The organism is Rhizobium sp. P28RR-XV, assembly GCF_012641385.1.
Lineage (GTDB): Bacteria > Pseudomonadota > Alphaproteobacteria > Rhizobiales > Rhizobiaceae > Rhizobium.
The window spans coordinates 1-20,857 of the sequence record NZ_JABAIG010000013.1 but is presented as its reverse complement, the minus strand read 5'-3'; the positions used below and the strand labels follow the sequence as shown (position 1 = coordinate 20,857).

At 58.5% G+C, this 20,857-nt stretch carries 10 protein-coding genes and 2 pseudogenes; all 12 read left to right on the top strand.

Features of this window, described 5'->3' with window-relative positions; translation table 11 throughout:
- Positions 1-5 precede the first annotated feature (5 nt).
- The 12 genes and pseudogenes from HGP12_RS34195 (at position 6) to HGP12_RS25580 (ending at position 20,702) form a co-directional block, all read left to right on the top strand.
- Positions 6-12,752: a hemagglutinin repeat-containing protein gene (locus HGP12_RS34195; RefSeq protein ID WP_409527229.1), complete on the top strand. Its 12,747-nt coding sequence runs from the start codon at positions 6-8 to the stop codon at positions 12,750-12,752.
- Positions 12,749-13,099 (top strand): immunity 8 family protein, encoded by a 351-nt coding sequence (locus tag HGP12_RS25625; protein WP_168841973.1) that lies wholly within the window; start codon positions 12,749-12,751, stop codon positions 13,097-13,099. The genes HGP12_RS34195 and HGP12_RS25625 overlap by 4 nt, the downstream gene beginning before the upstream one ends.
- 377 nt (positions 13,100-13,476) lie before the next feature.
- Complete coding sequence (locus HGP12_RS25620) at positions 13,477-15,306, top strand: tetratricopeptide repeat protein (RefSeq protein ID WP_168879641.1); 1,830 nt, start codon at positions 13,477-13,479, stop codon at positions 15,304-15,306.
- A gap of 265 nt (positions 15,307-15,571) precedes the next feature.
- The gene (locus tag HGP12_RS25615) at positions 15,572-15,775 is read left to right on the top strand and encodes a transposase (protein WP_168841975.1); all 204 of its coding nucleotides are present in this window, start codon (positions 15,572-15,574) and stop codon (positions 15,773-15,775) included.
- 36 nt (positions 15,776-15,811) lie between these two features.
- Positions 15,812-16,006: a hypothetical protein gene (locus HGP12_RS25610; RefSeq protein ID WP_168841976.1), complete on the top strand. Its 195-nt coding sequence runs from the start codon at positions 15,812-15,814 to the stop codon at positions 16,004-16,006.
- A gap of 110 nt (positions 16,007-16,116) precedes the next feature.
- A complete protein-coding gene (locus HGP12_RS25605) occupies positions 16,117-16,422 on the top strand; it encodes a hypothetical protein (protein WP_168879640.1) in 306 nt (101 codons plus the stop codon).
- Between the two features lie 132 nt (positions 16,423-16,554).
- Positions 16,555-16,818: pseudogene (locus HGP12_RS34865) on the top strand (hypothetical protein); the annotation flags it as partial.
- An 89-nt stretch (positions 16,819-16,907) separates the two neighbouring features.
- A pseudogene (gene tnpA / locus HGP12_RS34860) lies at positions 16,908-17,352 on the top strand (IS66-like element accessory protein TnpA).
- On the top strand, positions 17,349-17,702 hold the full coding sequence (gene tnpB / locus HGP12_RS25595; protein WP_168841978.1) for an IS66 family insertion sequence element accessory protein TnpB: 354 nt from the start codon (positions 17,349-17,351) through the stop codon (positions 17,700-17,702). The pseudogene tnpA and the gene tnpB overlap by 4 nt, the downstream one beginning before the upstream one ends.
- A gap of 64 nt (positions 17,703-17,766) precedes the next feature.
- Positions 17,767-19,419 (top strand): IS66 family transposase, encoded by a 1,653-nt coding sequence (gene tnpC / locus HGP12_RS25590; RefSeq protein WP_168841979.1) that lies wholly within the window; start codon positions 17,767-17,769, stop codon positions 19,417-19,419.
- 72 nt (positions 19,420-19,491) lie between these two features.
- Positions 19,492-19,632, top strand: a complete 141-nt coding sequence (locus HGP12_RS34855) for a colicin E3/pyocin S6 family cytotoxin (protein WP_168842025.1) — start codon at positions 19,492-19,494, stop codon at positions 19,630-19,632.
- Between the two features lie 302 nt (positions 19,633-19,934).
- On the top strand, positions 19,935-20,702 hold the full coding sequence (locus HGP12_RS25580; protein ID WP_168841980.1) for a hypothetical protein: 768 nt from the start codon (positions 19,935-19,937) through the stop codon (positions 20,700-20,702).
- Positions 20,703-20,857 lie beyond the last annotated feature (155 nt).

Below are 20,857 nucleotides of genomic sequence, written 5' to 3'. Positions count from 1 at the left end.
TCGGCATGTCGGCGAAATCAGTGTTTTCGAGCGCTGCTTTGAGACAGGTACATCGTCTCGCCCGGCAATCGGTCGCCCTCGCGCTTAGTGGCCTTCTGGTCTTCCAGCCAATGCTGGCCAATGCGCAATCGGTTTCGGCAAGCACGACAGCGCCGGCCGCCAATCAACCGAGTGTTGGGGCTGCGCCCAACGGTGTGCCGCTCGTCGATATCGTCACGCCCAACAGCACAGGCCTGTCACATAACAAATACGACAACTTCAGTGTCGGCACGCCTGGCCTGATCCTCAACAACTTCAATGGGGAGGTCGGCACATCGAATCTCGGCGGTGCGACGCCAGGCAATCCGAACCTGAAGACAAGCGGTCCGGCGAGCGTGATCCTCAACGAGGTTACCTCAGGTAACCGTTCGGCGCTCAACGGCCCGACCGAAGTGTTCGGTGGTCGGGCAGACGTGGTGATAGCTAACCCAAACGGGATCACTTGCTCGGGCTGCGGCTTCATCAATACGCCACGCGCCACGCTGACGACGGGCATTCCCAATATCGGTGCTGATGGAAGCCTGACGGGTTTCACCGTCAATAGCGGCGATGTCACCTTCGAAGGGGCAGGCGGCAATTTCGTGGCCGCTCCGGGCGCTGTCGATCTATTCGATGTCGTCTCCCGCCAGATCCATGTCAACGCGCCGATCTATGGCAAGTCCATGCGCCTGACGGGTGGCGCCAGCCAATACAATTATGCCACCGGAGAGGCGACGGCGCTGACCGCCACCTCGGGCACCCCGGAATATGCGATCGACGGTTCGGCGCTCGGCGCCATGCAGGCCGACCGCATCAAGGTCGTCGTCACGGAAAAGGGCGCCGGCGTCAAGATGAGCGCCGATATGGCCGCCAATGCCGGCGAACTGTCGCTGTCGGCCGACGGCAAGATTTCGATTGGCAATGCGTCCGCACGCGACGGCGTCACCATCACCTCGAAACAGAAGGTCACCGCTGCCAAGGTCACATCGAGGCAGAAGGTCGCGATCCGGGCCGATCAAGGCATTACCCTGCAATCGGTTGCAGCGGATAGCGATATCGTGCTTGCAAACGGCGCCGGCCTGCTCAGCGTCTCCGGCGACGTCAACAGCGGCACGACCGTGCTGATGAGTTCGGGCGGCGGGATTGCTGCCGGCGGCGTTACCGCTGGCAATGGTGCAGCGACGCTTGTCGCCAGCTCCGGCGATATCGCGATTGCCGGCGCTGCCAACAGCACCGGCGACCTCACCCTGACTGCCACGGCCGGCTCGATCTCGGCCGCCTCGCTGTTGAGCTACAACAATCTCGCTCTTACCGCTGGTAATAGTCTTGCCGTTTCCGGCAATGTCCTGGCGCAGGGCAATGTCAGCGCCACTGCGCGGTCAATCTCCACCGGCATGGTTGTTTCCGGCATTAACGTTGCTGCCACCAGTGCCGATCCTAGCGGGAGTGTCGTTCTTGGCTCCGCAGGCAACTTGAGCCTGACGGCAACCGGCGGCAATATCGCCACTGGCAATCTGCAGTCGGGCGGAAGCCTCAACACCAGTGCGACCGGCAATATCGCGGCGGGAAATATTCAATCAGCCGGCAATCTTACCGCGACCGCGACCTCGCTCACGGCCGCTAACGTTACCTCGCATGGCGGGCTCACCGTTAACGCTGCGATGAACGCGAGCGGTCAGATTCTTGGAGCGGGCAATATCCTGATCTCCGGGGCTGGCATTCAGGCGACCGCTATCGCGTCCGGCGTCGACTTTGCCTCAACTAACGCGGCTGGTGGCAACATCGTCCTAGGTGCGGCCGGCGCACTCGATCTGAAAGCTGCCGCCGGAACCATCACCGTTGGCACGTTGCTGTCGGCCGGCAATCTGATCGCCCAGGCTTCCTTGCTGCAGTCTAGCAACCTCACCAGTCACGGCAACGTCGCTATTGACGGCGGCATGCGCGTCACCAACCAATTGCTCGGAGCCAGCGATATCACCATCAATGGCAACGCCAATGGTGTCAGCGCTGGTTTGCTTGCGTCTGGGGTCAATTTTGCCGCGACCAAAGCCGCCGGCGGCAATATCGTGCTGGCAGGTAGCGGTGATCTGACGATCAACGACAGCGCTGGCGCCATCCAGGCAGGAACCGTGCTGGCGGCAGGCGCGATCAACGCCACCGGTCAGACCATCACTGCTGACGCGATCACCGGCAGCAAGAACATCATACTGACCGGCGCCACCAGTGCGACCGCCGGAAGCGGCAGCGTGAAGATTAGTGGCCAGGTGCTTGGCGGCGGCGATGTCGGCATTACCGGCTCGAGCATTGCCGCCGATGCCATTGTCTCAGGCGTCGATATCGCCGCCACCAATGCGGCGGGCGGGCGCATCACCCTTGGTCCAACGGCCACGGGAGCTGGCAATCTGACATTGACGACCGCAGGCGCGATCAGCGCCGGAACGCTGTTGTCTGCGGGCGATCTCATCGCGAACGGCTCATCGATATCCGCCGGCAATATCTCCGCGCATCACAACATGACGCTTGGCGGCATCGTCAGCGTCAGTGGCCAGATTCTCGGCGCCGGCAACGTGCTGATCTCAGGTCAAAGTTTGTCGGCACAGACGCTTGTCGCTGGTATTGACTTCAATGCCACCAATGCCGCCGGTGGCAATATCGTCCTTGGTCAGACCGGCGATTTGGCCGTGAACGTCAATGGCGCCGTTGCGGCATCGACCATACAGGCCGCGGGTGCCATCGGCATCAGCGGTGCATCGGTCTCCGCAGCTTCAATCACCGGCCAAAAGGATATTAGCCTTTCCGGCGGGTCAGCCGGTGGTGTCGCTGTCACCAGCCAGCTGCTCGGAGGCGGTAATGTTGGCATCTCCGGCTCGAGCATTAAGGTTGGTACTGCGGTCTCGGGTATTGATTTCGCGGCAACGGCAGCCGCTAACGGGAACATCGTCCAGACGACAAGCGGCGATCTAACGCTTGCCTCAGCCGGCATCATCAGCACTGGCACGCTGCTCTCGGCCGGCAAACTCAATGCTACCGGCTCGACCGTCACGGCCGGGACCGTCACGGCGCATGGCGATGTGACGCTTCGGGGTGCTACCAGCGTTGCCGGCCAGATCCTGAGCGCCGGTAACGTGCTGATCACTGGTCAAAGTCTGGCAGCGCAGACCGTCATTGCGGGCATCGACTTCAGTGCAACCAATGCCGCGGGCGGCAATATCGTTGTTGGACAGCTCGGGGACCTGACGGCTCAGTTGAGTGGCGGGTTCTCGGCATCGACGATGCAAGCCGCCGGTGCCATCAACGTCAATGCCGCGACCGTGACGGCCGATACCGTCACTGGTCATCATGACATTACCCTTTCCGGGACAACGACCGTCAATCAGCAGATCTTGGGTGGCGGCAACATCGGCATCTCCGGCTCGAGCATTCAAACTGGGGCTATCGTCTCCGGCGTCGATTTCGCAGCGACGGCTGCCGCCAATGGGAATATCGTCCAGACGACAAGCGGCAACCTGACGCTCGCTTCGACCGGTGCGATCAATACCGGGACATTGCTGTCGGCCGGTAGTTTTTCCGCCAGCGGCACGACTGTGACTGCGGACGCAGTCACAGCGCATGGCGATATCACGCTTAGTGGCGCGACCAACGTTACCGGCCAGGTTCTCGGCACCGGCAACATCCTGATCACGGGCCAGAGCCTTTCGGCCCAATCTGTCGTCGCCGGTATCGACTTCGACGCGACCAATAGGGCAGGCGGCAATATCGTCCTTAGTCAAGCCGGCGATCTGACCGCCCGGCTCAATGGCGGATTGTCTGCATCGACAATGCAGGCCGGCGGTGCCATCAACGTCAACGCCGCTACTGTGGCGGCCGATACCGTCACCGGCCACAAGGATATCGCGCTTGCCGGTACGACGACCGTCAACGGACAAGTCCTTGCCGGTGGAAGCATCAGCCTCTCAGGTCCGAGCATCGCAGCCGGGGCAATCGTCTCCGGTGTCGATTTCGACGGAACGGCTGCCGCCAACGGCAACATCGTTCAGACTTCGAGTGGTGATATATCCCTGAGTTCCCCGGGCAGTGTCACTATCGGCACGCTGTCGTCGGCAGGCAATTTGACTGCGCAAGCGAGCGATCTGAGCGCGAGCAGCATCACAAGCCACGGCGCAACCGATCTGGCGACCAGCGGTCGCCTCGACGTCAGTGGCCAGGTCCTATCGGCCGGCAATCTCTCGATCGATGGCGCCAGCCTCAACGCCGGACTTCTGGTCTCCGGCGTGGATTTTGCGGCGACCGCAGCCAACGGCGGCAACATCGTGCTTGGAGGGGCCGGTAAGACGGACCTCACCGTCTCCGGCAATGCCACGGCCGGCACGATCCTGTCGGCGGGTGATATCACGGCAAAGACGGCCGACCTCCAGGCGGGTAGCGTCACAAGCCACGGCAATGTCGGCATCATCGGTAACGTCGATGTCAGCAACCAAATCCTGGCCGCGGGCGACCTCACCATCAATGGTGGCAGCATCAGCGCGCCAACCCTGATCTCGGGCATCGACTTTGCCGCCACCAACCGCGCCGGCGGCAACATCGTACTGGCATCGTCTGGCAGCACCAATCTTACGGCCTCCGGCAATATCTCGGCTGGCACCATCCTTTCGGCAGGTGGCTTCACGGCGAAAGCGGCGGATCTCATCGCCGACAGCATCACAGCTCATGGCAACGCAGACATTGTCGGCAGTGTCGATATCAGCAACCAGATCATTGCTGCCGGCAATCTCACGGTTAGCGGCGGCCACATCAACGCGCCGACGTTGATCTCCGGCATCGACTTCGCTGCCACCAATGCCCGTGGCGGCGGTATAGTGCTCGGAACTGCCGGCGATATGAATCTGACCGCGTCTGCGGGCATCACTGCGCAGACCATGCTGTCTGCCGGCGCTATCAATGCCAGTGGGTCTGCGATTGTGGCCAATACCATGACCGGGCATGGCGACATTACCCTTGCTGGAAGCAACAGCGTCAATGTCTCGGGCCAGCTCCTCGGCGCCGGCAACGTCTTGCTCTCCGGTTCGACCGTCCAACTCGGTCAGGCAGTTACCGGCGTCGATTTCGCTGCCACTGCGCGATCGTCAAACGGCGCCATCGCTCTCGGATCAAGCGGCGATCTCACCATTAACGCTGGAAGTGCATCGGCCGGCACGCTGATCGTCGCAGGCAACCTCAATGTGGCGGCAAGCGCCTTTACAGGCGGCAACATCACGGGCCACGGCGCGGTCTCGATCGGTTCGGCCACCAGTCCTGGCGTGGTCAGGATCAACGGGCAGCTCCTGGGTGCCAACAACGTTTCGATAACCGGATCTGCCGTCAGCGGCAACGTCATCGCGGCCGGGGTCGATTTTGCGGCAATGGACCAATCGGGCGCCGGTAACGTCATTCTAGGCCAGGGCGGCAATCTCGCGCTCGCAGCCACCACAGGCGACATCTCTTTCAACAGCCTGCTTGCTGCCGGGACGATTACGGCCAACGCTGCGAACAATATCAGCGCTAATGCCGTCGCCCATGGTGATCTGTCGCTCACAGCGCGCAACGCCATCACGCTCACCGGCCAATCGCTTGCAAGCCGCAACGCCAATCTGTCCGCCCGATCGATAACGATCGACACGCTGGTCTCAGGTGTCGATTTCGCCGCCACCAATGCTGCGGCCGGCGGCAGTCTGATGCTGCAGCGTACTGGTGCAATGACGCTGTCAGCCTCGAGCGGTAGTATCAGCGCCAATTCGCTACTTTCGGGCGGCAATCTTGCCGCTACGGCGGCGCAGAACATCGGTTACAATAGCCTGCAGAGCTTAGGCGACGCTGCGCTTACAGGCCCTGGCGCCATTGCTTATACCAGCACCACCCGCGTTGGAGGCAACCTAACCCTCAATACCGGAACGCTGGATCTCTCCGGCAGCAGGGGCAGCCGGATTGCCGCCGGTGGCTCGCTAATCGTCAACGCTTCATCCGCCAATCTCTCGGGAAGCAATCTCGTCTTCGGCGGCCTTACCCTCAATCTCTCCGGCGGTGCCGATCTTTCCAATGCGCAAGTCAGCACCGTTACCAATGCTGGCGGTTCTGGCGACATCACCATCTCCGCTGCAGGCCTTGCCACCACCGCGGGCACTTCGCTGCTTGCCGCGCATGACCTGACGCTGAACCTGCCATCGTTGGGCAACATCGGTCAGCTTGCTGCCGGCAACAATCTGACGTTCAACGTCGCTGGCGACTTCTACAACAGCCCGTCAGGCCTCGTCTTTGCGGGCAACAACGCCAACCTCTTCGTCGGCGGCACGCTCACCAACGACCAGGGCGCTATCCTCGCAGATGGCGGGTTGACCATCCGGGGAACGACCGCCGGTCAGCGCAATGCGGCAGTCACCAATGTGTCCGGTCTTATTCAGTCCGATGGTGACATGTCGATCCTGACCAACAATCTCACCAACAGGCGATCGACGACGCCGACCTGGGTGACGGGTCAGTTGGTCTCCTCTGGTGCTGCCGTCGGCACCTTCGTGCTTAATCCAGCGGTCGCGGGCCAACCCTTCGCCTATCTGGAATCGACCGACCAGAACATGTTCCAGCTTTATGCGGGGGTCGATCCGGGGCAGTTTTCTGACTATCAGCCGCTGTTGTATTCGGTCGCAACGCTTGCCGACGGCACCTCCTATCACGCCTGGACCTGGGTCAGCGGCAGTGGCCCGACGGAAGTGCGGCCGATCTTCGACTGGATCAAGGCTCGCGTTCCCAAGGATGCCAACGGCAATCCGATCCTCGATCCCAACAATCCGTCGCGTTATTTCATTGTCGATGAGGTCGTTCGCAATGGCTCGGACACCAGTACGACCTACACTTGGGATGGCAGCGCCAATATCAACCAGTCGGTTTATGAGGATCGGTTTACGGCACCGTTGAGCCCCGAGGCCGTGATCCGCGCCGGCGGCAATCTCACAGTCGATGCCACCAACCTCACCAACTCCTACAGCCGGATCGAGGCGGGCGGTGGTGCGACGCTCAAGGGATCGACGCTTACCAACGAAGGCGTCGTTCTCAATCGCACCACGACGCTGACCTGTAGCGCTCAAAGCGCCTGTTCGGCCTACAACGCCGATGGCACGGCCGATCCTTCCCGCAATATCGCCAACGGCACGTCGATCGTCTCGGGATCGCAGATTATCGGCGGCGCGGCCGGCACGCTCAAGGCGGCCGGCGCCCTGAGCCTCAATTTTGGTACGATCAACAATACGTCGCTCGGTTCGACGGGCGGCGGCGCAGCCGTCAGCGCGCCTTCGACATCAAGCGATCCTCTGTCCGCGCTTAACGGTATGACGGCCGGTGGTGCCTTGTTCAATGTCAATGCCGCACTAAGCAGTGTCGCCTCAAATGGCGGCGCCAGCGTCGGTAGTGGCCCATCGCTGGCAGGTGGCAGCGCGACGATCGCCGGTGGCCCGACGGTCAACGGCAGCGGCCTGACGGCAGCCGTCGGTGCTTCGGTGAGCAGCAACGGTGTGACGCTTGCGAGCGGCCCTTCGATCAGCTCGGGCACCCTGACGACCGGCGGCGCTGCGATCAATCCGAACAGCCTGATGGGCAAGCTCACCGCTGCTCTCGGCAACAGCGGCAACCTTGCCCAGGTACTGCAGGTCAATGGCGCGGAACTCGCCTCGCTTGCCAAGCCGCAATCAGGCGGCGTTGGCGGCACCGGGCCGGGCCAGGTCTTCCTGTTCGAGACACGGGCGGCTTTCCTCGATGTGTCGAAGTTCTACGGCTCGAGTTATTTCATCGACCGCGTCGGCTATACGCCCGAGACCAAGGTTCCCTTCCTCGGCGACGCCTATTTCGACAATCAGCTCGTAGACGAACAGATGCGGCAACTGGTGGGCGATGGTCTTGGCGCGGGGTCCTTCATCCCCGGCAACAATGCCACCGACCAGATGAAGACGCTGCTCGACAACGGCGTCGCTTATGCCGAGGCGAACGGGCTTGCTCTCGGGCAAGCACTGACGCCGCAGCAGGCGGCATCGCTGACCCAGTCGATGGTGATCTATCAGACTGAGATCGTCGACGGCGCGCAGGTGCTGGTGCCGGTCGTCTATCTCTCGGCCGCCGATAAGGCGAAGGTCAACGGCGGCGGCGCCGTCATCGCCGGCAACAGCGTTAACATCGATGCCGGCTCCGTCAACAATTCCGGTGCGATTGCCGCAGCGGATGGCATGACCATCAATGCCACCGAGATCAAGGCCAATGGCGGCACCTTCCTGACCGGCGGCAACATGAACCTCAATGCCACAAATGGCATTACCCTTGCCGCACAGACGATGACCATCGGCGGCCAGAATGTCGTCAACACCAATGCCGGCGTGTCGGTCGGCGGCAACCTGCAGGTCGCCGCGGGCGGTACGCTGAGCTTAGAGGGCAGCAAGATCGCCGCGGGTGGTGCAGCCCAGCTATCCGGCAACAATGTCAATCTTACCACTGTCAAGGTCGACAACGGCGGTCAGCAGAATGCGACAGGGGCACGCGTCAACGCCGGTGGTAATCTCATCATTGCGGCCAACAACGACATCAATGTCATAGGTTCCTCTGCCAAGGCCGGTGGCGATCTCAAACTTAAGGCCACGGATGGAGCGGTCAACATCGTCTCGACCGATGTCGCCCGCAAAACAAACGATGGCTACAGCAAGACCACGAGTACCGATCAGCAAGCCTCGCAGCTCTCGGCTGGCGGCAACCTGCAGGTCAATGCCAACACGGGTGTCCTGATCTCTGGTTCTGACCTGACGGCCAAGGGTGACGTTGGCCTGACCTCAAACGGTGACATCAATGTCACGACGTCGCAGAACCAGTCAAACTCGACCTTCGGCAAAAATTCGTCGTCCGAGCTGACGCACAATGGTTCGACCATTACGGCCGGTGGCAATCTCGTCGCCAAGTCGACCAATGATATCAATGTCATCGGCTCGACGATGGCGGCCGACGGAAAACTTGGCTTGCAGGCCGGTAAGAGCGTCACGATCGCTGAAGCGATCGATAGCGCCACCCTCGACGTCAAGAGCTCCAGCAAGAAGAGCGGCTTCTTCGGTTCGACGAAGGAGAATGTTTCCGGACATCTGGAGACCACGACGGCGATTGGGTCTTCGGTTTCGGGGAAAGGCGGCGCCGCGATTATCTCCGGTGGCGATACGACAGTCTCCGCCTCCAAGATCACGGCAGGCGACGACACGCACACCTCCGATTTGAACATTCTGACCGGTGGCAATCTGATCGTCAGCGCTGGCAAGGATACTGAAACTGAACACGACAGCGCCAAGCGCAAAGGATTCCTGCGCAGTGGGAGCTACAGCTATGACGGCTATAATGAAGCGACGGTCGGGTCACAGCTTTCGGCTTCCGGCGACGTCACTCTCGACGCCGGCAAGGCGGCGGCCATTGTCGGCTCGAAGGTCAATGCCGATGGCTCCCTAAATATCTCCGGTGAGAGTGTCTCCATCATCGGTGCCCAGGAGAAGCATCAGTCCGACAGCAAGCGCAAGGATTCCGGTCTCTTCGTCGGGTCCGGCGGCGGCTTCATCTCACTTTACGGCAAGAACGAGAAGCAGGGCCAGCAATCTTCCACGGATAACGTCGGCTCAGAGCTTACGGCCGGGAACGACGTCAACCTAGCGGCGAGGGCAACCGATCTCAACATCATGGGCTCGTCTGTCAATGCCGATCGCGACATCAATGTGTCGGCCGCTCGCGACGTCAACGTGACCCCGGGCGCCGAGAGCTCGTCACAATCCGAACAGCAGAAGAAATCCGGGTTCGGCTTGGCACTTTCCGCCGGCAATGGCGGCTTCTCGGTCGGTATCGGCGCGCAGTCGACGAAGGACAGCAAAGCGCAGCAGTCCGATACCAATGCAGTATCGACATTGGCGGCGGGTCGTGATCTCAACATCTCGGCAGGCAACAATGTCAACCTGCAGGCAACCAGCGCTTCGGCCGAGCGCGACGTCACTCTCTTCGCCGGCAAGGACATTAATCTGCTCTCGGCCAATGACGTCACCAATTACGAGGAGGTACATGAGAAAACCTTTGCCGGTGTGACCATCTCGGTGACCAGCCAGATTGGCAAGGCGGCCGATAGCATCATGAACTCGGCCGAGCGTCTTTCCGACAGCGGTGGCGTCAATGCGGTGACTAATACGGCCATTGCCAGCCTCGGTTTCTATGAGGGCTACAAGGGGCTGAAGGGCGCCTATGAGGCGCTGACCAGCACAGACCCTAAGGTTGCAACCGGTCTTTCCTTCAGCATCGGCATCAATGCCGGCGTCAGCCACCAGGAAAACAGCTGGTCCTCGTCATCCTCGACCCCGGTTGTGACGGATATTCGTGCCGGCCGCTCCATTACCATGGAGGCCGAGAAGGGCTCGATTACCAGCGACGGCGCGCAGATCCTAGCCGGTTACGACAAGAACGGCATACCCACGATTCCAGGAGATGCGCTGACCGGCGACATCTTCCTGTCAGCAGCGAATGGCGACATCAACCTCAACGCTGCCGCGGGCACGTCGGATTCGACCAGTTCGAACAAATCCTGGAGCGCCGGCGTCGGCGTCAACTTTGGTTGCACCAGCAAGGGCGGCTGTCAAGAGACCGGCGTCGGGGTCAACGCCTCCTATGGCAAGGGCGGTTCCGAAACCTCCGGCACCAGCCATACGAACACGCATGTGAGCGGCACCGGCGATGTCACCATCGTCACCAACGATCTCGCGCTTAGGGGGGCGACGGTCGGCGGCAATTCGGTTGCGGTCGATGTCAAGAACCTGACGATCGAAAGCCAACTGGATACGCAGAAGGCCAAGGCTGATCAGTTCAATGTCTCCGGCCAGATCGGCTTCGGAAACACCGGCGTTTCCGGCACCGTGCAGAAGGCCAGAGGCGATGCGGTGCTCGTTTCCGAACAATCGGGCATTCATGCCGGCACCGGCGGCCTCAACATTGATGTCAGCAGCCAGACGTCGCTTGTCGGCGGGCTGATTACCAGCCAGGCGACGGCGGACAAAAACTCCTTCTCCACCGGCACCCTGACGGTTGCGGATATCGACACGCATTCGACCTGGAAGGCCGAAACCTATGGCGGCGGAATCGGGACTGGCGGACTGACCATCGCTCCGCCCGTCAAGGCCGGCGAAAACGAGACCGGCAAGGCCTATTCTGCCATCGGCGGTAATATCGGCATCACGATCACCGATCCCGCGCATCAGGTGCAGGACATCGGCACGATCCGCCGCGATACGAACAACACCAATACCTCGCTGCCCGGCTTGCCGGACCTGCAGAACATCCTGCGCGAGCAGTACAAGACCCAGGCTGATCTGCAGGCGGCGCAGGCGACTATGGCTGGGCTTGTTGGCGATATTGCCAGTGAGTTCTACAAGCAGGCCGCTCTGAACCAAGACCAGACGGGAATGGACTATTGGAAAGAGGGTGGGGTCGGCCGCGTTCTTCTGCACACGATCGGCGCCGGTATTCTCGGCGGTGTCAATGGTTGGGAGGGTGCGCTCAAAGGTGCTGCCGGTGCTGCGACCTCTGCACTGGTGACACCAGCCATTGCCGATCTCGTCGATGGCATGCTGAAGGACAGCACCCTGTCCGATCAGGACAAACAGACGCTCGCCGCCCTGCTTGGCGAGAGCCTGTCTGCTCTGGCTGCCGGCGCTGTCGGTGGTGGCGAAGGTGCCTCCTACGGCGCCGCGCAGTACCAGTATAATTATCTCACGCATAAAGAGCGTGAGGAGTTCGCTCGAACGCTGGCCGCTTGTGAAGCCTCTGGTGACTCTGACTCCCCAGCCTGTAAGCACAAGGAAGAGCTTCAGACTCTGTCGCTTAATCGTGATAAGAAGCTGTCGGATTGCGTCGGAAATTCTTCGGCAGCCTGCGTCGAGGCCCGTACCAATCTGCGGATAGCTGCGGCCGAGTATCTCGACGCCGCCCTCGCAGGAAATGGCGAGTCCGATGAGATGTCGCTTCTCGATCGACACATGGTGTTCCTGGACGCCTGGAAATACGCAGACAGCAATGATGCGCAAAACGGTCAGGACTTCGGTGATATAGAATCCACTCTGAAGAGCGATGCAGCCAAAGCCCTGCTGACAGGTTCGAAAACTCAAATTGCCAGCATCATCCGCGACCCAATCATGCTCGGCGCCATTGCATGGGGTGGCTGGGGCAATGCCAAGACCACTATTGGAGACGTTGCGGGCCCGTTGCCGGACAGCGTCGCTGGCCTGCCTGAAAAATATGTTCGTGTCATCGATAATGCGGGCAACGTCGTCATCGTTGGTCCAAATGGCGAAATCTATCGCGATATTGCCGCCGCCCAGCTGGCGGCCGTGACCATAATTAGGACAGACTGGCCTGAACTTAGTGGTAGTTTGCGTGAGGCCTCTAATGCTGCTAGTGCTGCTTTGGCTGGAAAAGGCAAGATCAATTATGGAATTGGTTCGTTTAATAGCGAGCAGACGATGGTTATGGGTGAGGCTTGGGTGGGGCCGGGATATCGCACTACTTCCAGCGGGTACTATGAGAGTGCCGACGGCCTCAGGCAATTTAGACCGCCGAGCTTCAAACCTCAGCTTGGTAAAACGCAAGCGAATTTTGAACAACGACTTCCTGGGCAGACGAAATGGGGGGCTAACGGTCATGTGGATGTTATCCCATGAAGGCTGAGGTAAAGCAGTACTCGATGGTTGGAGGTGAGTTCTCCAGCTACTGGCCAGATGATGTAACGGACTTTTGTATAGGAGCTGATGTAACGGTTGGCCCAGAAGGTGTCCCCGGGGGGGACATCTTCAGCTTTCAGGTCTGCACTCCTCGTTGGCTTGCACACAGTGCAGGGGGGAAGCCATGCTTTATTCGTCATACAATTTTGATGGATGAATATGATGAAGATGTGTTGAAATCCACAGTTAGGAAATTGGTCGAAAACACGACCGGTAATTCATGGGAAGAGATTGCGAAGAAATTAGCCCGCTACATGTTTTGGGAGTTCGAGGACTACCAAGCCTGAATCGGCTATTTTTGGTTCGTGTGGTCCCGAGCACTCAACGACATACTGCCTTCAGATTGGAGGGGCTCGTCGGGGCAAAATCATACATTGAGGAGCTTCGCTATTATTTGCGCACAGACGGCGAATCCAAATATGGAATCGCCGCCGCCGACATCGAGCGCCTCGATATCACGCGTTGATCCCGCCATCACTTATTCTGGGACCTTATGACGAGCTTGAAGAACGCGTACCCTCACCCGAAACAAGGACGTCGCGGCACTCACACGATCCAAAGCCATTCGAGGTTTGGTGTAGTGTGATCCCAGGCCTGTCAGCACTTTCAGGACGTTAAGCGTTTCGTCATGGCTACAATTATGCACCCTCTCCAGAAAATCTCGTTGTCATTGTTTTTCGTTGGCGTCGCTTCGGCGTCCATTGCAGCTCCCTCTGCCAATTTGAATATCGCGGCCGCTTCGCTTTTCATGGAAGTGCAATTCAGCGAGACGACTGGAGGTGAGGCCAAGCGAGGTGCGGAGCCATTGCCCCTTGCACCCTCGAACAAGAACACGCAGCTCCTCACCTTAGGCGATCAGCAGGCGCATCAACACAAATGGGACGACGCGCTCGCCACTTACCGGGCTGCGCTGCGGGAAGATCCGTCATCGGTCGCTCTGCGGGAAAAGATATTCTCCGTCCTGCTCATTCAGAAAAAATATGAAGACGCCATCGCCCAGGCTCAACAAGCGATGTTGCTGATGCCTAAATCGGCCCAGCCGCATATTTGGCTAGGGTCCGTTTACATGCTTCAGGTCGATTTCAAAAAGGCCGAGGCCGAGATGAATCAAGCGGTCCAACTCGATCCGAAGGCCTCGCAGGCCCATTGGTATCTTTGGTTAATACTGGCGACCCTAGGCAAGACGGAGGACGCCGTCTCCGAATTGAAGACCGCCATCGATACCGATCCGACGCACGCGATCGTGCAAAATCCAGCGCTCCGGAACGCTCGCCTTGGGCTCCCAGGTCATATCGATTATGAGGATATCGCCTATCGTGAATGGGTTCGCGTTGATCCGGAGAATGTGGCGGCACATCTCACACTGGCCCGCCATTTGTCGCTGAGCGTTTCCGATGCCACAAAGGAAACGCTGGCAGAATATCGCGAAGCACTTCGCCTTGATGGCAACAACGTCATCGCCCATCTCGGCATCGCCGATAACTCGAGGGGATCACCCAGCGCGGACGCTGAGGCCATCGCACATTACCGCGAAGCAATTCGCCTCGCTCCTGGAGATCTGGATGCCCGAATTCGGCTGGGTGTTAAACTCAAATCCGCCAGAAAATATGAGGACGCTGCACGAGCTTACTTTGACGCGATATCAGCGTTTCCGAACGCCTATGAGCCGCACTTTTTCCTCGCCAGTCTCTATGAGGGTGAGAAAAAATGGAATGAGGCGCTAGTTCAATACGAGGCCGCGACGAGGCTGCATCCGAAGCATCATGCCTATCACCGAAGCGTGGCCGATATCTACCAGGCTCAGGGCAGATCCAGCGAAGCTATTGATGAATATCGGCTCGCGGTTGCGCAGGATCCCGCCGATACGTCGGCCAAAGACGGATTACAGAAGGCATTGCGCGCGACAGGGCGCATTGCCGAGGCAGATGCCGCAAACGCTGAGGATATCGTTCGTATCAAAGCCGACATTGCTCGCAGCCCCGACAGTGCTGACAACCATGACACGCTTGCCAAAGCTTATTTGCAGCAGGGTAAGCTTGAAGATGCTATCGCTGCGTTTCGAGAAACCGTGAGGCTACAGCCAACCTTCTCTAGTTATCACGAAGATCTCGCAATTGCCCTGCGCGACCATGGTAATGTGGACGAAGCGATCAAGGAATTGCGCGAGGTCATCCTTCTCGCACCAATGTCGCCGAGACCTTACGTCGAACTATCTGATTTGTTGCTGCAGTTGGGCAGGTTGAATGATGCTGTTGAGAACTACAAGACGGCGATCAAGAATGTGCCGGAGGACTCCTCCCTTCACGCTAATCTGGCTCTCTTGCTTGAGACAATGGCCGACCGCGAAATTGGCGATCAAAAATTTGCGCTGTTGCGCGAGGCCTGCGCTGAGCTGATTTCTGCCAGTAAATTGCCTTTCGCTGGAGCAGATCTCGACTCACGGCTGCACAAGATCGGTCTGTCACTTGGTTCAAACGGTCGTTGTGCAATGTAATGGGATTTGATCTGAACTGTTCAATAATGATCTGCTCCAGTGCACGAGAACCGTGCCAACGCCTGACTGACCGCCTTTTGACCGCCGCTGCGCGCTGCAGATTATCCTGCACTGTGCTACGCGCAATTCCTAACACGACGGCAATCTCACGCGAGCTGGTTCCGCTTGCCGCAAGCCGCAGCGTAACCGGTGTTCCGCTCCCACGTTGCCCTGTCTGGACTAATCTGTGATCGGCTTTCCATGGCCGAGCAACGGGAGTTTCGCCATGGAGAGTACATTGGAGCTTCTCACGACCAGGAAGACTGGGCGTGAGGTTCATCGGCATTGGCCAGACGACATCAAATCACAGATCGTTTCGGAAAGCCTGCGGCCAGGCGCGATGGTGAATGAGGTCGCGGAGCGACACGGTTTGAAGCCGAACCACCTTTCCACCTGGCGGACAATGGCGCGGCAGGGCATGGTAGGATAAAGCTTTCCAAGAACGGAGTGTTACTTTGAAAGTTCGGTGATTGAGCAAATTTCGCTTTTGGAGAATGTTTTACCTGTTGATCGCCGCGAAATGGTGTTCGGGCGTGCGTCGGCTAACTCATCTCTGCCGGCGCAGATCGAAGTTTTCAATCAAATGGCAGAGGAGGCAAAAATTGCTGAAGAAAGCTTAGGGTTTTTCGCGCAGAGCGCGCTGCTGGAGTGGTGCGGATAGGAGATGATGGCTTTGAGGAGTGGGCCTGACTTGGGTCACATCAGCGAATATCGATTCCCACAGAAGACAACGCGCAGACTACATAAGCGGGCTGAAATAGTGGGTGCGCGATGAAATTAAATAACCTATCCAAGAACGATCTTGAAATTATCAAGGATTGCTTGATCTTTTCGGAAGATGAACGCGTATTTCCCGGGTGGGAATTTGAAACGCTATTTGGAATTTCACGAGAGCGATTCAGCGCAGTTTCAAAGGAGTGGCCTGCTGTAGATTCAGAGAGCCAGGATGTTGAGATGGCTGTTATCGGCTGTCTTAACAATATACTTGGATATCTTCACATGAGTGACAAGGATTGGAAAAATAACTTCAGTTTCACTCCTAATGAGCTTTTGAAAATACTGAGAAATATTGAGTAGGTTCGGTTAATTATCTCTTCGATTATTTTTTATATACTTTCACAGCGAAGTACTTCTCATTCCTTACAGGATTTTAAAATTCGATCGATTGGTGTGCCATAAAGAGCGCGCACATTAATACTCAGGCTGGAAACCTTAACGGTAGCCGATATCGACACGCATTCGACCTGGAAGGCCGAAACCTATGGGGGTGGGATCGGCACTGGCGGGCTCACGATCGCTCCGCCCGTCAAGGCTGGCCAAAACGATACAGGCAAAGCGTATTCCGCCATCGGCGAGAATATCGGCATCACGATTACCGATCCGGCGCATCAGATGCAGGACATCGGCACGATCCGTCGCGATACCGAGAACACCAATACTTCGCTGCCTAGCCTGCCGGACCTGCAGAACATCCGTAAGCGCCGTCTCTGTCCCATTGGGTCTGCTGCTTTTTGAGCATAGCTGCGCATGCGAGAAGTCTTCCAGTCGTATCTGGAAGCTGAATGATGGAAGATGGATTTATTGGCCGCTACGAAGTTGTGGAGCCGCGCCGCGGTAACCGGCGTTGGCCGGATGATGTGAAGTCTCGCATTGTAGCGGAGAGCCTTGAGCCTGGTGTGCGCGTGGTGGATGTCGCGCGTCGTCACGGCGTTATCGCAAACCAGCTTTCCGATTGGCGACGGCAGGCGCGTCAGGGTCTTCTGGCGCTGCCTGCGGAACTGATGCCGGCCCGATGATAGCCGCTTACTCGGGCCAGCTTTTGTGCCACTCGCGATCAAGAGGGAGCCGCAGGAGGCTGGCGATGCTTTGCCAATCCAGGAGCCGGCGGCAGCCCCGTCGGGGATCATTACGTTGGAAATCGGCTCAGACCTTGTGATGCGGGTTCCCGGCGATGTGCCGGTTGAACGTGTGGCGGCTCTGGTGCGAGCCATGCGAGGGACGGTATGATCGTCGCGGGCCAACGCCTGCCTATCCTGATTGCAACGCGGCCGGTGGACTTCCGCTGTGGGCATCAGGCGCTGGCTCTGATGGTGCAGACCGAGTTGAAGCTTGATCCGCATTCGGGGGTGACGGTGATCTTCCGGTCGAAGCGCGGGGATCGCCTGAAGATCCTGGTGTGGGATGGCACCGGAATGGTGCTAACCTACAAGATTCTTGAACATGGAAACTTTGCCTGGCCCAAGGTTCAGGATGGAACGATGCGTCTTTCCAGGGCTCAATACGAAGCCTTGTTCGAAGGGCTGGATTGGCGACGGGTTATGGCGCAACGGGTAACAGCGCCGACTGCGGCAGGATGACTCAGCCGTCCTGTTTTTGTATTGTTTTATTGGGTTTTTCTGCTTCGATTTGCTATGAAGCTGCATGTCGCAGCCGATCGATCCTAGCCAGTTCCCGGACCTTCCACCCGAGGTGGTCAAAGCCTTTGCGGCGATGCAGTTCGAACTGTCGGTCGAGCGTGCTGCACGTCAGCATGAGCAGGCTGTGGTGGCCGAAAAGGACGCGTTCATCGCCGAGTTGAAGGAACTGATCGAGAAGCTTGAGGGGCAGGTTCACGACTATCGGCGCACGAAGTTCGGGCCGAAATCGGAAAAGCTCGATCCGGCGCAGATGGAACTGGCGCTGGAAGACCTTGAAACGGCGATTGCCGAAACACAGGCGCGGATCGCCGCCGTCGAGAAAAAGATCGAAGCCAGCGCATCCGATCCGGAAAAGGTCGTTCCTCGCAAGGAGCGTAAGGCCCGTGCGCTGCCCGAACACCTGCCGCGGGTCGAGAAGGTGATCGAGCCCGAGAGCATCGTTTGTCCCTGCGGTTGCGGCAACATGGTCCGGATCGGCGAGGATCGGACGGAACGGCTCGACCGGGTTCCGGCGCGCTACGAGGTGATCGTCACGATCCGCCCGAAATACGCATGCCCCAAGGGTCGAACGGGCGTCGTCCAGGCCAGAGCGCCGGCGCATCTCTTGGAAGGGAGCTGGCCGACGGAAGCCCTTCTGGCTCAGATTGCCGTCTCCAAGCATTCCGAACACATGCCGCTCAACCGGCAGGCCGAAGTCATGGCGCGACATGGGGTGCCGATAGACCGCACGGTCCTTTCCGATTGGATGGGGCGCACGGGCAGCGAAATCGCACCGGTGGTAGACCACATGGCTGAACGGCTGCTGTTTGAAAGCACGCGGCTCTATGTCGACGAGACAACAGCTCCGGTTCTTGATCCGGGGCGAGGCAAGACGAAGACCGGTTATCTCTGGGCCGTGTTGCGTGACGACCGCGGCTGGAACGGTTCTGCACCGCCGGGCGTGGTGTTCCATTATCGACCTGGGCGTAAAGGCGAATATGCCGCTGAAATCCTCGACGGGTTCAACGGCACGATCCAGGTCGATGCATACGGAGGCTATTCTCATCTGGCCTCGTCGGACCGGATGGGTGGCGACCCCTTGAAGCTGGCTTTCTGTTGGGCGCACGGGCGCAGAAAGCTGATCAAGGCCACGCCAAAGAGTGGATCGCCCATCGTCGACGCGGCGCTGGTGCGGATCGCCGCGCTCTACAAGATCGAAGCCAGTATCCGGGGCTCAGATCCCGAACATCGCCGGGCAGTTCGACAGGACCTATCCCTCCCGCTGGTGGACGAGTTCTTCACCTGGCTGGCAGCGCAAGCCAAGCGCGTCTCACGCAAGTCCGATCTCGGAAAAGCCCTGGCCTATATGCTAACGCGGCAGGACGGCTTCCGGCTGTTCCTGGACGACGGCCACGTCGATATCGACTCCAACCTGGTGGAAAACGCGATCCGCCGACCCGCCATGAATCGCCGCAATGCGCTCTTTGCGGGCCACGATGAAGGGGGCCGCAATTGGGCCCGGTTTGCCAGCCTGATCGGCACTTGTAAAATGAACGGCGTTGAGCCTTACGCCTATCTGTGCGACCTCTTCACCCGCCTCGCAAACGGCCACCTGGCAAAAGACATCGATGCCCTCATGCCCTGGGCCTATGCCGCACGCATCAAGGCCTCACAATGAGCTCGTCAGATACTATCGGGTGAGCTCACATCCGGCCCTCCCGCAAGACTATCAAGCTGCTGCAACTGATAAATCAATGGGTCGTGGACGGCGCATACGCATGGAGCGTTAGAGAAATATGATAAAACTGGGAAGAAACATTTAGGTGAATACGATCCTAAAACTGGAAAGCAAACAAAGCCCCCGAAACCTGGTCGAAGTACAAAAACGTGAGGTGCGCGATGGGAATTTATTTCGTCATTAACATGTTCCAAAGAGAGGGCGCTAAACTCATGAACATGTTACAGCTCGAACACAGTGATCTTCAATTTCTTCGGGAAACGTTAAACGTACCTGATGAGGATCCGTTCCTATATGGAGAGTATCAAATTAACGCAGAAGCTAACGAAAAGCTTTTTCAACGATATGGGTTTAAATTGGACCTGGAGAAGTATGACTGTTTCGCGGGTTATAAGTCATCCTAGCCAACATCAAGGCCCACAAGGGTCTAAAGGGAGCATACGGCCCTCTGCCTGATGACGATTCTTCGGATAAAACCGCGAACCCAACCAGGTAAAGGGGCCGTTTATCTCGATGTGATCCTAGCCAGATATATAGCCGACGCAGTCGACAAGGGCGGCTCGATACCCGCCGCGATCGACGGCGCTCTTGCACAGATCGCCCGAACCAATGCAGGAACGGCTGCAATCCTAGAAATCGCGGGAACCGTAGGCGTTGCCTCTCTATGCAATGTTGGCACCTCAGCCTGCATTGCCGCGATCGCCACCGCAATGAATAGCGCCAACCATTTGCATGGCTATACGGAGACGCTAATAACGGGCAAGGAAGCCGATTCACTTCTGGTCTCGGCCTTTAAGAAGCAGAACTATTCCGACGAAGAAGCGCAAAAGATCCAGGCCGCGATCGATCTCGGTCTCGTTGCAGCGAGCCTGGTTACCGCTGGTGGCGAGGCAGTTGCCATCCGCTTCCGGGTCAGTGACGCTGCTGATAGCAGCGTGCGTTCCGCCGTCAATAATCTTGAACTGAATCCGCAAACAGGGGAGTTTGTAGCGGGAGGCGTAGGAGCGCCTAACAATCCGCTCAGGGCAGATGCAATTGACCGGAATGGCAACCGCATGCTGCTCGACCAGGGCCAAGCACCAACATGCGGTCATAATTCCTGCGGTATGGTATTGGATACCTTGGGACGGTCTTTCGATGTGGAAGCGATGATCGCTAAAATTCCGCCTACGGACGAGGGGATTTTTTCTCAGGATGTTGCTAAACTCTTAAAAGATCAATAAGTTAATGCTTCGGCTTATAACTTTAGAAGTAAGCGCTATTTTCCATGCGCATTGGCGGCTTCGTCACGGCTAAATCGCCCTCGTATCGGGAGCGGTATGCAGCTCTATTAGGCCGCGGAGGTGCCGGAGAAGTTGAACGGTAACAGGTCGCCGAT